Origin of the sequence: Pseudomonas sp. sp1636 (genome assembly GCF_030376615.1) — a bacterium.
Lineage (GTDB): Bacteria > Pseudomonadota > Gammaproteobacteria > Pseudomonadales > Pseudomonadaceae > Aquipseudomonas.
The window spans coordinates 51,428-64,958 of sequence record NZ_JARRAB010000012.1; the positions used below are offsets into that span (position 1 = coordinate 51,428).

12 protein-coding genes and 1 pseudogene are annotated in these 13,531 nt (G+C 62.0%); 12 read left to right on the forward strand and 1 reads right to left on the reverse strand.

All coding sequences use genetic code 11. The features are described from left to right. The first annotated feature begins 77 nt into the window (after positions 1-77). The 7 genes and pseudogenes from sucC to P8H27_RS13335 all read left to right on the forward strand — a co-directional run bounded on the left by sucC (position 78) and on the right by P8H27_RS13335 (position 7,272). Positions 78-1,244: an ADP-forming succinate--CoA ligase subunit beta gene (gene sucC, locus P8H27_RS13310; RefSeq protein ID WP_289638054.1), complete on the forward strand. Its 1,167-nt coding sequence runs from the start codon at positions 78-80 to the stop codon at positions 1,242-1,244. After that, a complete protein-coding gene (sucD, locus tag P8H27_RS13315; protein WP_289638055.1) occupies positions 1,244-2,131 on the forward strand; it encodes a succinate--CoA ligase subunit alpha in 888 nt (295 codons plus the stop codon). Before sucC ends, sucD begins: the two co-directional genes overlap by 1 nt. Before the next feature lie 1,046 nt (positions 2,132-3,177). Further along, positions 3,178-3,432: pseudogene (locus P8H27_RS20705) on the forward strand (HAMP domain-containing protein); the annotation flags it as partial. Positions 3,433-3,459: 27 nt separating this feature from the next. Next, entirely contained in the window at positions 3,460-4,290 is an 831-nt protein-coding gene (locus P8H27_RS20710; protein ID WP_374761354.1) for a methyl-accepting chemotaxis protein, read from the forward strand. Between the two features lie 447 nt (positions 4,291-4,737). Continuing rightward, the gene (brnQ, locus tag P8H27_RS13325; RefSeq protein WP_289638057.1) at positions 4,738-6,051 is read left to right on the forward strand and encodes a branched-chain amino acid transport system II carrier protein; all 1,314 of its coding nucleotides are present in this window, start codon (positions 4,738-4,740) and stop codon (positions 6,049-6,051) included. 100 nt (positions 6,052-6,151) lie between these two features. Then, on the forward strand, positions 6,152-6,886 hold the full coding sequence (locus P8H27_RS13330; protein WP_289638058.1) for a DUF599 domain-containing protein: 735 nt from the start codon (positions 6,152-6,154) through the stop codon (positions 6,884-6,886). Next, positions 6,883-7,272, forward strand: a complete 390-nt coding sequence (locus tag P8H27_RS13335) for an MAPEG family protein (RefSeq protein ID WP_289638059.1) — start codon at positions 6,883-6,885, stop codon at positions 7,270-7,272. The genes P8H27_RS13330 and P8H27_RS13335 overlap by 4 nt, the downstream gene beginning before the upstream one ends. A gap of 48 nt (positions 7,273-7,320) precedes the next feature. Here P8H27_RS13335 and P8H27_RS13340 read toward each other — a convergent pair whose 3' ends face one another. Continuing rightward, positions 7,321-7,611 (reverse strand): hypothetical protein, encoded by a 291-nt coding sequence (locus P8H27_RS13340; protein WP_289638060.1) that lies wholly within the window; start codon positions 7,609-7,611, stop codon positions 7,321-7,323. Between the two features lie 184 nt (positions 7,612-7,795). On the opposite strand from P8H27_RS13340, the gene P8H27_RS13345 reads away from it, so the two are divergent. From P8H27_RS13345 to P8H27_RS13365, 5 genes are all read left to right on the forward strand, one after another. Beyond that, positions 7,796-8,272, forward strand: coding sequence for a PaaI family thioesterase (locus P8H27_RS13345; RefSeq protein ID WP_289638061.1), 477 nt, complete (start codon positions 7,796-7,798; stop codon positions 8,270-8,272). Then, positions 8,269-8,715: a PaaI family thioesterase gene (locus P8H27_RS13350; RefSeq protein WP_289638062.1), complete on the forward strand. Its 447-nt coding sequence runs from the start codon at positions 8,269-8,271 to the stop codon at positions 8,713-8,715. Before P8H27_RS13345 ends, P8H27_RS13350 begins: the two co-directional genes overlap by 4 nt. Positions 8,716-8,766: 51 nt before the next feature. Then, entirely contained in the window at positions 8,767-10,014 is a 1,248-nt protein-coding gene (locus P8H27_RS13355; protein WP_289638063.1) for an MFS transporter, read from the forward strand. 103 nt (positions 10,015-10,117) lie between these two features. Further along, positions 10,118-12,037 (forward strand): molecular chaperone HtpG, encoded by a 1,920-nt coding sequence (gene htpG / locus P8H27_RS13360; RefSeq protein WP_289638064.1) that lies wholly within the window; start codon positions 10,118-10,120, stop codon positions 12,035-12,037. Between the two features lie 444 nt (positions 12,038-12,481). After that, positions 12,482-13,504, forward strand: coding sequence for an amidohydrolase family protein (locus P8H27_RS13365; protein WP_289638065.1), 1,023 nt, complete (start codon positions 12,482-12,484; stop codon positions 13,502-13,504). Positions 13,505-13,531: the final 27 nt, after the last annotated feature.

Here is a 13,531-nt window from a genome sequence, read left to right on the forward strand (position 1 = left end):
CAAAGGCAGTCACAGGTGGTGCGGCATCACAAGTGCAGCATCGAATGCGCAATACCTAACGAAGACGGTAGACAAGCATGAATCTCCATGAGTATCAGGGTAAGCAGCTGTTCGCTGAATACGGCCTGCCCGTATCCAAGGGCTTCGCGGTAAACACCCCGGAAGAAGCCGCAGCAGCCTGCGACAAGATTGGCGGCACTGAGTGGGTGGTTAAAGCCCAAGTGCACGCCGGCGGTCGCGGTAAAGCGGGCGGCGTGAAGCTGGTCAAGAGCAAAGAAGACGCCAAGGCCTTCGCCGCCAACTGGCTGGGCAAGCGTCTGGTGACTTACCAGACCGATGCCAACGGTCAGCCGGTTAACCAGATCCTGGTCGAGTCCTGCACCGACATCGCCAAGGAGTTGTACCTGGGCGCAGTAGTCGATCGTTCGAGCCGTCGCATCGTGTTCATGGCCTCCACCGAAGGCGGCGTGGACATCGAGAAGATCGCTCACGATACCCCTGAGAAAATCCTCAAAGCCACTATCGATCCGCTGGTCGGCGCACAGCCGTTCCAGGGCCGCGAACTGGCGTTCCAGTTGGGCCTGCAAGGCGATCAGATCAAGCAGTTCACCCACATCTTCGTCGGCCTGGCCAAGCTGTTCCAGGACTACGACCTGGCCCTGCTGGAAGTGAACCCGCTGGTGATCAAGGCCGACGGCAACCTGCATTGCCTGGACGCCAAGATCAACATCGACAGCAACGCCCTGTACCGTCAGCCGAAGCTGCGCGCCATGCACGATCCGTCCCAGGACGATCCGCGCGAAGCCCATGCCGCCAAGTTCGAACTGAACTACGTGGCCCTGGAAGGCAACATCGGCTGCATGGTCAACGGTGCTGGCCTGGCCATGGGCACCATGGACATCGTCAACCTGCACGGCGGTCAGCCAGCCAACTTCCTCGACGTAGGCGGCGGCGCGACCAAAGAGCGGGTGACCGAAGCGTTCAAGATCATCCTCTCCGACGACAACGTCAAAGCTGTTCTGGTGAACATCTTCGGCGGCATCGTGCGTTGCGACATGATTGCCGAAGGCATCATCGGCGCGGTCAAGGAAGTCGGCGTGAAGATCCCGGTCGTGGTTCGCCTCGAAGGCAACAACGCCGACCTGGGCGCTAAAGTACTGGCTGAAAGCGGCTTGAACATCATCGCGGCAACCAGCCTGACCGACGCTGCTCAGCAAGTCGTCAAAGCTGCGGAGGGCAAGTAATGAGCGTCCTGATCAATAAAGACACCAAAGTCATCTGCCAGGGCTTCACCGGCTCGCAGGGTACCTTCCACTCCGAACAAGCCATCGCCTACGGCACCCAGATGGTTGGCGGCGTGACCCCGGGCAAGGGCGGCACCACCCACCTGAACCTGCCGGTGTTCAACACCGTGCGTGAAGCCGTCGAGCAGACTGGCGCCACCGCCAGCGTGATCTACGTGCCGGCACCGTTCTGCAAGGACTCGATCCTCGAAGCGGCCATGAGCGGCATCAAGCTGATCGTCTGCATCACCGAAGGCATCGCCACCATCGACATGCTCGAAGCCAAGGTCAAGTGCGACGAGCTGGGCGTGGTCCTGATCGGCCCGAACTGCCCGGGCGTGATCACTCCCGGCGAATGCAAGATCGGCATCATGCCGGGCCACATCCACCTGCCAGGCAAAGTCGGCATCGTCTCGCGTTCCGGCACCCTGACTTACGAAGCCGTGAAGCAGACCACCGACGCCGGCTTTGGCCAGTCCACCTGCGTGGGCATCGGCGGCGACCCGATCCCGGGCTCCAACTTCATCGACATCCTCAAGCTGTTCCAGGAAGACCCGAAGACCGAGGCGATCGTGATGATCGGCGAGATCGGCGGCTCGGCCGAGGAAGAAGCGGCTGCCTACATCAAGGCCAACGTGACCAAGCCGGTGGTGTCCTACATCGCCGGTGTGACTGCCCCTCCAGGCAAGCGCATGGGCCACGCCGGCGCCATCATCTCCGGTGGTAAAGGCACTGCCGACGAGAAGTTCGCCGCGCTGCAGGACGCCGGTGTGAAAACCGTGCGTTCCCTGGCCGACATCGGCAAGGCCCTGGCCGAGCTGACCGGCTGGGAAGTCAAGAACGCCTGAGGCGTCTCCTGACCGACAAGAGGCCACCTTCGGGTGGCCTTTTGTTTTTTTACGGCATAACAGGTCGCAGTTCATTAAGAATCCAACGAACAAGCGCTATAGGCTCAAGCATTGCTCGGGTGCAGTCGATAACCAGGCTAGCCGCATCGAGTGTGCGTGTGTCCCCAGTCCGTTCTGCCGTTAGAGGAAGCCTGCTTATGCGTTGGTTCGCCGATCTGCGGATTGCCTACAAGATTGTCATAGTGCCAGTGGTGCTGTGCACCTTGCTGATCGTGCTGGGCGTGGTCTCGTCCTTGTCGCTGCGCAGCATCGCCGAGCGGGTCGAGGTGGTGACCCTGGATCTGGGGCCGAGCCTGGATCAGGTGGCCCAGCTCACCGACAGCATGGCGCGCTTGCAGTTGTCGGTGAGCCAGTATGCGCGCAGCGGTGAGGCCGGCGCCGAGGCTCGGTTCGGCGAGCTGGATCGACGTTTAGCGCAGGCCCTGCAGCTTGCCGGCGAGCGCTTGCACGACAGCGAGCAAAGCCGCTTGCTCGAGCAGATCGATAAGTTGCGCGGCCAGTACAGCCGGCTGTTTCGTGAGCAGCTGGTGCCACTCAGCCAGCAGCGCCAGGCGCTGATCGGTGGCGAGCTGGGTGAGCATGGGCCGGCTATCGAGAAGGTCTTGTCGGCGGTGCTCAGCGATGCGCAGATGAGCTTCAACCTGGATGCGGTGTTCTATGCCAGTGCTGGCATGCGTCATTTGCTGCTCGGCAGCCAGTACCTGTATCAGTTCCTGCAAGAGAATCAGGCCGAGCAGGCCAAGGCTCTGGGCCGCGAGCTGGATAATGCCCAGAGCATGATCGGCGTGCTGCGCGACCGCAGCAGCAGTGAACGCCTGAGCGGCCAGTTGAATCAGGCTCTGGCCAGCCTGGAGCTGTATAAGGCTGCTGCGGCCCAGGTCGTCGAGTTGGTGGCCGCGCGTAACGCGACCTTGACTCAGATGAGCCAGGTCGACCCGCAGATCGCCGATCTGGCCAGCCGTTTGCAGCAAAGCCTGATGGCATCGATGGGGGCCGCCGCCAGCGCCGCAGACGCTACCGTATCGCGGGTCAACCGCGTGCTCTGGGGCCTGGTGCTGGCGGCGGTGCTGTTCGGCGTGCTGGTGGCCTATGGCGTGGCGACTGCGCTGCTGCGTTCGCTCAGGCAGATCAACCTGATGCTGCAGGACATGGCCGAGGGCGAGGGCGACCTGACCAAGCGCCTGCCCGTCCATGGCCGCGACGACCTCGGCCAACTGGCCAGCAACTTCAATACCTTCGTCGAGAAGATCCGCGGCACCGTGGCTCAGGTGGCGCAAGCCTCGCACACCCTGGAGCGGGCCGGGGCGGATCTGCAGGCATCGGCGCAGCGGGCGCACCAGGACGTCGAGCAGCAACGCGACGAGAGTGCGCAGATCGCCTCGGCCATGACCCAGATGGCCGCCAGTGCTCAGCAGATGGCACAGAGCGCCAGCCATGGCCAGCAGTTGTCGCGCGATACGCGCCAGGCCGCCGACGACGGCCAGGCGCGGGTGCAGGGCAATCGCCAGGCCATGCACAGCCTGACCGACAAGGTCGGCCGGCTGGCCGCGGTGATCGAGTCGCTCAGTGCCGACAGCGAACGCATCGGCTCGGTGCTGGCGGTGATCCGCTCGATTGCCGAGCAGACCAACCTGCTGGCGCTCAACGCCGCCATCGAGGCGGCGCGGGCCGGGGAGCAGGGGCGCGGCTTCGCCGTGGTGGCCGACGAAGTACGCAATCTGGCCCAGCGCACCCAGGCGTCGACCGAGGAGATCGAGGCGATCATCCAGGCGCTGCAAGCACGCAGTCAGTCCTCCATCGAGATGATGGGCGATAGCCAGCAAGCGGTGGAGTTGGCCAGTGACAGTGCCGAGCAGACGAGCTCCGCGCTGCAACGGATCACCGCGGCGGTGGATGCCATCGACCAGAATATCCAGCAGATGGCCGCGGCAGCCGCCGAGCAGGCCAAGGTGGCGGAGGAGGTGGGCAGCGGCGTGGTGCGGGCCAACGGTATCAGCGAGGACACCTATGCCACCGTCGAGCAAACCCGCGCCGCGGCGCAGAGCATCGCCGAACTGGAGAGCCGGCTAAGCGGGCTGATCGAGCAGTTCCAGACCTGAGACTGCCGGGGTGGCGCCCCGCGAACCGTGCGGCACTCCAGCCCTGGGGCCTGAGCGGTAGCGGCTGCGGGTCAAGTTATATAAATGCGACATCGAATGCCGTTCGCTCGACGCCGCGACTGGCGTCGGTCGCTTGCTGCGAACCATTGCTTTAAGGTGCCGGCGCCAGCCTTGGGGCTGAGTGGCTTGGCCATTGTGGCTGTCCAGGAGTCTGTCGGAGTTAGCGCTGTTCTACTGCGCAAAAGCCACAGCCTTTGGTTGCGGGGGCTATTTTTGCTGCTCGTTCTCGTTAAGTAGCCGGTTATTCGCCGCGAAAGATCGATAAAGATCAATGCAAGCTGACTCAAATCGGGCTTGCCCTCGCGACGCACGATCAAGTTCGACAGACTCCCGGCCGACGGGCCGCCGCACCTTCTCAAGAATTTCTACTTCGGTACTACCCTGCCAATGAATGTGTTGAAAAAACTGGATCTCCTGGCCCTTGGCTTCATGACCTTCGCCCTGTTTCTGGGCGCCGGCAACATCATCTTCCCCCCCAGTGCCGGTCTGGCGGCGGGCGAGAGTATTGGCCTGGCGGCGTTGGGTTTCCTGCTTACCGGTGTCGGCTTGCCGTTGCTCACCATCGTCGCCCTGGCCCGTGTCGGCGGCGGCATGGCGCTGCTCACCGCGCCTTTGGGCATGCGTGCCGGAGTGCTGTTCGCGGTAACGGTCTACCTGGCCATCGGCCCGCTGTTCGCCACGCCGCGAACCGCGGTGGTGTCGTTCGAGATGGCAGCGGCACCGTTTACCGGCAATTCGGAGCGGCCGCTGCTGATCTACACCCTGGCGTATTTCGCGGCGGTGTTGTTTCTCTCGCTTAACCCGGGGCAGTTGGTCAATCGCATCGGTAAATTCATTGCGCCGATGCTGTTGGCGGCACTCCTGGTGCTGGGTGGTGCGGCATTGCTGATGCCTGCTGGCGAGATTGGCCTGGTTGCCGCGGACTATCAGTCAGCGCCTTTCGTCCAGGGCTTCCTGCAAGGCTACCTGACCATGGACACCCTGGGCGCGCTGGTGTTCGGCATCGTGATTGCCACGGCCATCCGCGATCGGGGCGTGACCGACGGCGCGCTGATCACCCGTTATTCGGTGATTGCCGGGCTGATTGCGGCCATTGGATTGTCGTTGGTGTACCTGGCACTGTTCTATCTGGGGGCGACCAGCCAGGGCATTGCCGGTGAAGCGCAGAATGGCGTGCAGGTGCTCACCGCCTATGTCCAGTACACCTTCGGCACCGCCGGCAGTCTGCTGCTGGCCGTGGTTATCACCCTGGCCTGCCTGACCACCGCGGTGGGCCTGCTGACCGCCTGCGGCGAGTTTTTCAGCAGCCTGTTGCCGGTGTCCTACCGAGTGGTGGTGGTGGTGTTCGGTTTGTTCAGTCTGCTGGTGGCCAATCAGGGGTTGACCCAGTTGATCAGCATTTCGGTGCCGGTGTTGGTGGGGCTCTATCCGCTGGCTATCGTGCTGGTGGCATTGAACCTGCTGGATAATCTGTGGTTGTCGTCGCCTCGGGTGTTCGTCCCGGTGATGACGGTGACCCTGATTTTCGGAGTGGCCGATGGTTTCGCCGCGGCGGGCTTCAGCCACTTGCTGCCGGCAGTGTTCAGCGACCTCCCGTTGGCCGAGCAGAGTCTGGGTTGGTTGCTGCCCGTGTTGCTGGCCGTGTTGCTGGCGGCCGCGTTCGATCGCACCTTGGGCCGGCCGCGAGCAGTAGCCGCTTGACCCTGATCTGACGCCGAGGCCGCCGCTACAGGCGGCCTTTTTGTTGGCCTGTGTCAGGCCAGGGCTGGCTATAATCGGCGCGGGCCAACAAGGAGTCCCCATGCCGATCGATGACTATTACCTGGCGCACCTGCTAGCCGTTTGCTGGTTCGTGATCTGTTGGGCCGGATACAATCGCTACGCGCTGTTCAAAGGGCGCAGCACACCCTGTCTGGCCAGTGTGCTGCATCTTTACCGCGAGGACTGGATGCGCCGCATGTTGCTGCGCGAGAACCGCATCGCCGATGCCAGCGTGATCGGTAACCTGGAGCGCAACGCCTCGTTTTTCGCCTCCAGTACCCTGCTCATCCTCGCCGGTATCCTTACCGTCCTGGGCGCCTCCGAGCGTGCGGTATCGCTGTTGGCGGACTTGCCCTTCGTGCAGGCGGCCAGTCGCGAGATGTCCGAGGTCAAGTTGTTGAGCCTGGGGGTGGTGTTCGTCTATGCCTTCTTCACCTTCAGTTGGTGCATGCGTCAGTACAACTTCGCGGCGGTGCTGGTTGGCTCGGCGCCGATGGCCGGCGAACGGCATGTTACCGAACAGGAACGCAAGGCCTTCGCCGAACGCACGGCGCGGGTGATCTCGATGGCGGCCAACCAGTTCAACTACGGTTTGCGGGCCTATTACTTCGGCATGGCGATTCTTTCATGGTTTATCAATCCCTGGTTTTTTATGGTGGTAACCGCCGGCGTGGTGTTGGTGCTTTATCGTCGTGAGTTCCATTCCGATGTATTGGAAGTGATGGTCTATACCCAGACTACGATGGCCGAGCCGGCCAAGGAAAAACGCGAATGAGCTTGCCATTCTGGTCCGTCTTTATCAGTGCGTTGTTGATTTTTCTGGCCAAGGCGCCAGTGGCCAGAGCCATGCAGCAGGAGAGCGGGGCCTATGACAATCATCAGCCGCGCAGCCAGCAAGCCCGCTTGACGGGGTTCGGGGCGCGGGCTTTGGCAGCCCATCTGAACAGTTTCGAGGCATTCCCGCTGTTTGCCGTCGGCGTGCTGATGGCCCATGTCACCCAGACTCATGGGCTGCTGGTGGATGTGCTAGCGGTGACTTTTGTTATCTCGCGGGTGCTGTATCTGCTGTTCTATTGGGCGGATATGCACTGGCAGCGCAGCCTGGTGTGGGGGCTGGGTTTGCTGTGCAGCCTGTTGCTGATGCTCGCTCCGGCCTTATAGGGCACAGCAAGACCCGTTTAATTCGGGCCTTGCTGTGTTGCGGGGTTGTTACTGGCCGTCAAGGCTGTCTTTGAGTTCGTCCCCGGCCTCTTTGATCGCGTCGGCGGCGTCATCCGCTGCCGCTTCAATTTTTTCACCGGTGGTAGGTTCCGAGCCCATCACTTCATCCGCTTTCTGCTTGATCGCCTCAGCGCTATCTTCGGCCGCGTCGCCCATGGATTCAGCTGCTTGCGAAACGGACTCCTGAGCCGATTTCATCTTGTCTTCCGGAGTTTCTTCACAGGCTGCCAGGGCCAGAACGGCCGCGAGCAGCAGGGCATAGGTAAATGGCTTTTGCACGATAGGTACTCCTTGTGGACATTTATGATGGCTGGGTTGCCCCAGACATGGCCCATTCGAGCATGGCCCGTTCAACGAAGTTCCCTGGCAATTGCCAGTTAATCAGCGCTGCTGCGGCAATGTGCCGGGGGCGGCGGAGGCGCTATCATGCGCGCCCTTTTTGCCGCTGTGGTGGATCGAATCGATGAGCAATACCCACATTCTCGAGCGTGCGCAGCGATTTTTGGCGGCGCTGCGCCATTGCCAGGTGCTCGCTATCCAGGTGCATGACGCCAACCCCCTCGGTTTGACCCTGCGTTTGCCCTATAGCCAGCAGATAGTCGGCGATCCGGAGTCCGGGGTGATTCACGGTGGTGCGATCACCACCCTGATGGATACCACCTGTGGCATTTCCACCGTCTGCGTGCTGGCTGAGCTCGAGGTCTGTCCGACCCTCGACCTGCGTATCGACTACATGCATCCGGCCGAACCGAACAAGGACGTGTTCGGTTTTGCCGAATGCTACCGGGTTACGCCGAACATCATCTTTACCCGTGGGTTTGCCTATCAGGACGACCCGGCGCAGCCGATTGCCCACGTGGTTGGGACTTTCATGCGCATGGGCAAAGGCGTAGCGGGCGCCACACAGCTCAAGGGTGCCATTCAAGGGGGTGATGCATGAGCGAATTGCAGCTCAAACAGTTGGTCTGCCAGGCGCATGAAAGTGGCAATTACGACCCGCTGCTCGACCTGATGCCCTACGCCAAACTGCTCGGCATGCAATGCCTGCGTCTGGGCGAAGACATGGTCTTCCGCTTGCCGGCCAACCAGGACAATATTGGTAACCCAATCCTGCCGGCGCTGCACGGCGGGGTGCTTGCCGGGTTCATGGAACATGCCGCCATGCTCCATCTGTTGATGTTCATGGGCATTCCACATTTGCCGAAAATCATCGACTTCTCGATAGATTACCTGCGCGCCGGTCATTATCGTGACAGCTATGCCCAATGCCAGGTGTGGCGACAAGGTCGACGCGTCGCCAACGTGGCAATCACGGCCTGGCAAACCAACCAAACCGAGCCCATCGCCACGGCCCGTGCACACTTCAAGGTCGATGAGCCTTGAAGGCTGCCACGGCCGTCAACTCGACTCGGCACATCTACTAAGGAATTCTGAATGGATGCGTTGCTGATCCTCGGTGGCTTGTTGCTGATTCTGGCCGGCCTGGTCTGGCTGGTGGTGCGCGCCTTTGGCACGGGGTTGCTGTGGGGCTGGGCGAGTCTGCTGCCGCCGTTTACCCTGCTGTATGTGTTGCGCCACTGGCGCAGTGCGCGCCAGGCGCTGGGCCTTAGCGCCCTGGGGTTTATCCCGCTGGTCGTCGGCTTGACCCTGCTTGCCAGTCAGGATTCGCAGCGCCTGCAGGCGCTGATCAGTTTGCAGTGGCTCAAGCCCGAGGTGCAGGCTCCGACTGAGTTGTCCATCGAGTTGCATGGTGAGTTGCATGGCCAGCCTTTTCTGCCGCAGCAGGGCGAGTTGCTCGGCAACGTCCTCAGCCTGCGCGAAGGCCAGGATTTTTTTGCCCGCCGCGAATTGGTCATCCGTCTGCCGCAGCCCGTGACGGGTGCCTTGCGCCTTGACGTGTTGCCCGGCGACCAAGGCCCGCTGCCGGAAATCGAGGTCAGCTGGTTGCTGCCGGAGCAGGAACTGCCCGAGGCGCGTCGACTCAGTCGCGGCTACACCCTGCACCTGAACCTGCAACCTGTGCCGCCGAACAAACTGGCTGGCGATTTCCATCTGGTGTTGCCGACGCAATTCAAGACCACCCTGAGCGGCAAGGTTGAGTTGTTCCGTGATGGTTTGCGCTATCGCGACGGCATGGTCGACCGGCATGTCGACTCGAGCGATACCCTGGCCTATGTGATCAAGGACTATCTGCAGCGGCGTTTCGCCAGCCGTGCGGTGTACCTGGGCGACTTGCCCGCAGTGACGCTGCCGGCGGATAGCCTCGAGCTGACAGTCGAGGCGCAGATCAACGGGCAAGCGCAGCGTCTGCCCATTCGCCTGGACAAAACCGAGGCGCGCGGCTGGGCGGTTGCGGCCGATCACTTTGCCCCATTAGCCGAGCGGGCGGCGCCAGCGCCACAGGCGGCCGCGTCAGTTGGGACGGCGAGCGGCGAGCGGGTCAGCCGTCCGCTGGATCGGCGCCTGCGCTTTAGCCTCGAAGGTCTGTTGCGCAACCCAAGCCGCTACGCGAACCTGAACATGCGGGTGTTGACCGTGCGCGGCAGTACGGCCGAGGGCCGTTTTCAGGGGGTCGACCAGCAGGGGCGTATTCTCATCCGTCAGCGCTTGAGCGGTGCGGGCGTGGTCAGCTACGCCCTGCATCCTGAGGAAGTCGGCAAGATCGAGCTACTGGAACCCTGAACCCTTGTCGTGACAGGCAACTACTTGAAATCCTGGCGGTTGCCCCCATCTGCATGACACCCGCCGGATTTCGGCTTAGTCAACAATGTGGAGTTAAACGACCATGAGTGTGGAAACTCAAAAAGAAACCCTGGGCTTCCAGACCGAGGTGAAGCAGATGCTTCACCTGATGATCCATTCGATGTATTCGAATAAGGAAATCTTCCTCCGGGAACTGATTTCCAACGCCTCGGATGCGACCGATAAGCTGCGCTTCGAAGCGCTGGCCAAGCCCGAGTTGCTGGAAGGCGGTGCCGAGCTGAAGATTCGCATCAGCTTCGATACCGAAGCCAAGACCGTCACCCTCGAAGACAACGGTATCGGCATGAACCGCGAGGAGGCGATCGCCCACCTTGGCACCATCGCCAAGTCGGGCACCGCCGATTTCCTCCAGCATCTGTCCGGCGACCAGAAGAAAGATTCGCACCTGATCGGCCAGTTCGGCGTGGGCTTCTATTCGGCCTTCATCGTCGCCGACAAGGTCGACGTGTTCAGCCGCCGTGCCGGCCTGGCGGCCAGCGAAGGCGTGCATTGGGCGTCCAAGGGCGAGGGCGAGTTCGAGATTGCCACTGTCGACAAGGCCGAGCGCGGCACCCGTATCGTCCTGCACCTGAAGAAAGGCGAGGAAGAGTTCGCCGACGCTTGGCGCCTGCGCAACATCATCAAGAAATACTCCGACCATATCGCCCTGCCGATCGAGCTGCCGAAAGAGTCCCATGCTGCTCTGGAGAACGATGCAGAGGCCGACAAGCCGGCCGAGCCTGCGTGGGAAACCGTCAACCGCGCCAGCGCGCTCTGGACCCGCCCGCGCAGCGAGGTCAAGGACGAGGAGTACCAGGAGTTCTACAAACACGTTGCCCACGATTTCGACAACCCGCTGACCTGGAGCCACAACAAGGTCGAGGGCAAGCTGGAATACACCTCGCTGCTTTTTGTCCCGGGCCGCGCGCCGTTCGACCTGTACCAGCGCGACGCCTCCAAGGGCCTCAAGCTGTATGTGCAGCGCGTGTTCATCATGGATCAGGCCGACGAGTTCCTGCCGTTGTACCTGCGCTTCATCAAGGGCGTGGTCGACTCCAACGACCTGTCGCTGAACATTTCCCGCGAGATCCTGCAGAAGGATCCGGTGATCGACTCGATGAAGTCGGCGCTGACCAAGCGCGTGCTGGACATGCTGGAAAAACTGGCGAAGAACGATGCCGAGCAGTATCAGGCGTTCTGGAAGAACTTCGGCCAGGTGCTCAAGGAAGGTCCGGCGGAAGATTTCGCCAACAAGGAGAAGATCGCCGGTTTGCTGCGTTTCGCCTCCACCAGCAGCGACGCGGGCGAGCAGAGCGTGGCCCTGTCCGACTACCTCGGCCGTATGCAGGAAGGCCAGGACAAGATCTACTACCTCTCCGGCGAGTCCTACGCCCAGGTCAAGAACAGCCCGCACCTGGAAGTGTTCCGCAAGAAAGGCATCGAGGTACTGCTGCTCACCGACCGTATCGACGAGTGGCTGATGAGCTACCTCACCGAGTTCGACGGCAAGCACTTCGTCGATATCGCCCGCGGCGACCTGGATCTGGGCAAGCTGGACTCGGCAGAGGACAAGCAGGCCCAGGAAGAAGTGGCCAAGGCTAAAGAAGGCCTGGTCGAGCGCCTGAAAACCGCGCTGGGCGAGCAGGTCGCCGAGGTGCGGGTATCGCACCGCCTCACCGATTCGCCGGCGATCCTGGCCATCGGCGAGCAGGATCTGGGCTTGCAGATGCGCCAAATTCTCGAAGCCAGCGGGCAGAAGGTGCCGGAGTCCAAGCCGATCTTCGAGTTCAACCCCAACCATCCGCTGATCGAGAAGCTGGATGCCGAGCCGGACGAAGAGCGTTTCGCCGACCTCAGCCACATCCTCTTCGACCAAGCCGCGCTGGCGGCCGGTGATAGCCTGAAAGATCCGGCGGCCTACGTGCAGCGCTTGAACAAGCTGCTGGTCGAGCTTTCCGCCTAATACCCCTGGTAATGAAAAGCCCGCTGCTGCGGGTTGCTCAGAGGCCACCCCCACACCCTGCGCGGGCTATGCTTGCGCAGGGTGTTTTGTTTGCGGGGCCATCGTGAACGCGTTAGCGCTGCTAGCAGGCCGTTGAAAAATGTAGGCGAGGCAGCCAAGACAAGGCAGAAATGGCCGAAACCGCTGCTGGTCGCGCGGGCGTTCAAGGCCATGCCCGTGCAGTTCGATGAGCTGTTCGCCGCGCCCTGGGCGGCGCGGGATCAGCGCGGCAATTCCAGGCGCACGGTTTTCCCGGGTACCTCGGGCCAGCCTCACCCAGGGCCGATGGGCTGCAGCCGCGGGGGCGTCTGCCGAATGGGTGCGCGATTGAGCAGGGTTCTGCGCGCTGAACTTGCCGGGCGTCTGCTGGGTCTATGCTGCTCATGCTGTCAGAAGGATACCCGCATGCATCTGCTGCCTTTGAGTTGCCTGCTGTTGCTCGGCCTGGCTGCGAGCAGCGCGCATGCCCGCGATTATCGCTACAGCGATGCGCACCTGCATTACGTCGATTTTTTCCAGGAAAGCGCCGGCATGGACACACTGCTCAAGCGCATGGCCGAGGCCAATGTCGAGCACGTGATGCTCTCGGGCATTCCGGTGGCCAAGCAATGGGACGAGAACGAACCCAAACGCCCGCGTTACTACGCCGGCGATGACGCCCATGCCTATTGGTACAGCGCCACCGACGGGGCGATCGCGCATGCTTTCAAACGGCTGTCGGCCGAGCAGCGCAAGCGCTTCCACCCCTTCTTGTCTGGCTTCAACCCCAACGACAAGAACGCCGATGCGCATATCCGTCGCACGCTCGAAATGGATCCGGGCTTGTGGCAGGGGATCGGTGAGGTATTCACCCGGCACGACGATCTGACGGCGCTGATCCATGGCGATGCGCCGCAGGCCGACAACGAGGCGCTGGCGCGGGTCTATCACCTGGCCGCCGAGTACGATTTGCCGGTGCTGTTGCATTCCAATATCACCTCCAAGCGCGAGCGCAACCCGCTGTACTTGGCGGAAATTGAAGCGCCGCTGCGCAATCATCCGCATGTGCGCTTTATCTGGGCGCATGCCGGCACCAGCCTGGAAATACATCGGCATCAGGACAAGCTGGATTTCCTGTTGTCGACCCTCGCTCGCATGCTCGAAACCTACCCGAACCTGTATATCGATCTGTCCTGGAGCATGCTCAGGCCCTACCTGCTGGATGAGCGGGGCCAGCCCGACCCGGATTGGCTGCAACTGATCGGCCGTTATCCGGAGCGGTTCATGCTCGGTTCCGATGTGGTCGGCCGCTTCGACAGCATGGGCGAGTACCTGCGGGGGTTCGAACCGTTCCTCGATGCCTTGCCCGCCGAGGTCGCGCAGCAGGTCGCGCGGGACAACTTCCTCGCCGTACTGCCGCGCAAGGTGCAGGACGAACCCGACAAATAGGCTGTCATTCGTCTGTCACAAGGGTGC

What these genes read in the sequence shown, in the direction of transcription:
- sucC (WP_289638054.1), top strand. Translation starts at nt 78, where the DNA reads ATGAATCTCCATGAGTATCAGGGTAAGCAGCTGTTCGCTGAATACGGC.
- sucD (WP_289638055.1), top strand. Translation starts at nt 1,244, where the DNA reads ATGAGCGTCCTGATCAATAAAGACACCAAAGTCATCTGCCAGGGCTTC.
- brnQ (WP_289638057.1), top strand. Translation starts at nt 4,738, where the DNA reads ATGAATGTGTTGAAAAAACTGGATCTCCTGGCCCTTGGCTTCATGACC.
- P8H27_RS13330 (WP_289638058.1), top strand. Translation starts at nt 6,152, where the DNA reads ATGCCGATCGATGACTATTACCTGGCGCACCTGCTAGCCGTTTGCTGG.
- P8H27_RS13335 (WP_289638059.1), top strand. Translation starts at nt 6,883, where the DNA reads ATGAGCTTGCCATTCTGGTCCGTCTTTATCAGTGCGTTGTTGATTTTT.
- P8H27_RS13345 (WP_289638061.1), top strand. Translation starts at nt 7,796, where the DNA reads ATGAGCAATACCCACATTCTCGAGCGTGCGCAGCGATTTTTGGCGGCG.
- P8H27_RS13350 (WP_289638062.1), top strand. Translation starts at nt 8,269, where the DNA reads ATGAGCGAATTGCAGCTCAAACAGTTGGTCTGCCAGGCGCATGAAAGT.
- P8H27_RS13355 (WP_289638063.1), top strand. Translation starts at nt 8,767, where the DNA reads ATGGATGCGTTGCTGATCCTCGGTGGCTTGTTGCTGATTCTGGCCGGC.
- htpG (WP_289638064.1), top strand. Translation starts at nt 10,118, where the DNA reads ATGAGTGTGGAAACTCAAAAAGAAACCCTGGGCTTCCAGACCGAGGTG.
- P8H27_RS13365 (WP_289638065.1), top strand. Translation starts at nt 12,482, where the DNA reads ATGCATCTGCTGCCTTTGAGTTGCCTGCTGTTGCTCGGCCTGGCTGCG.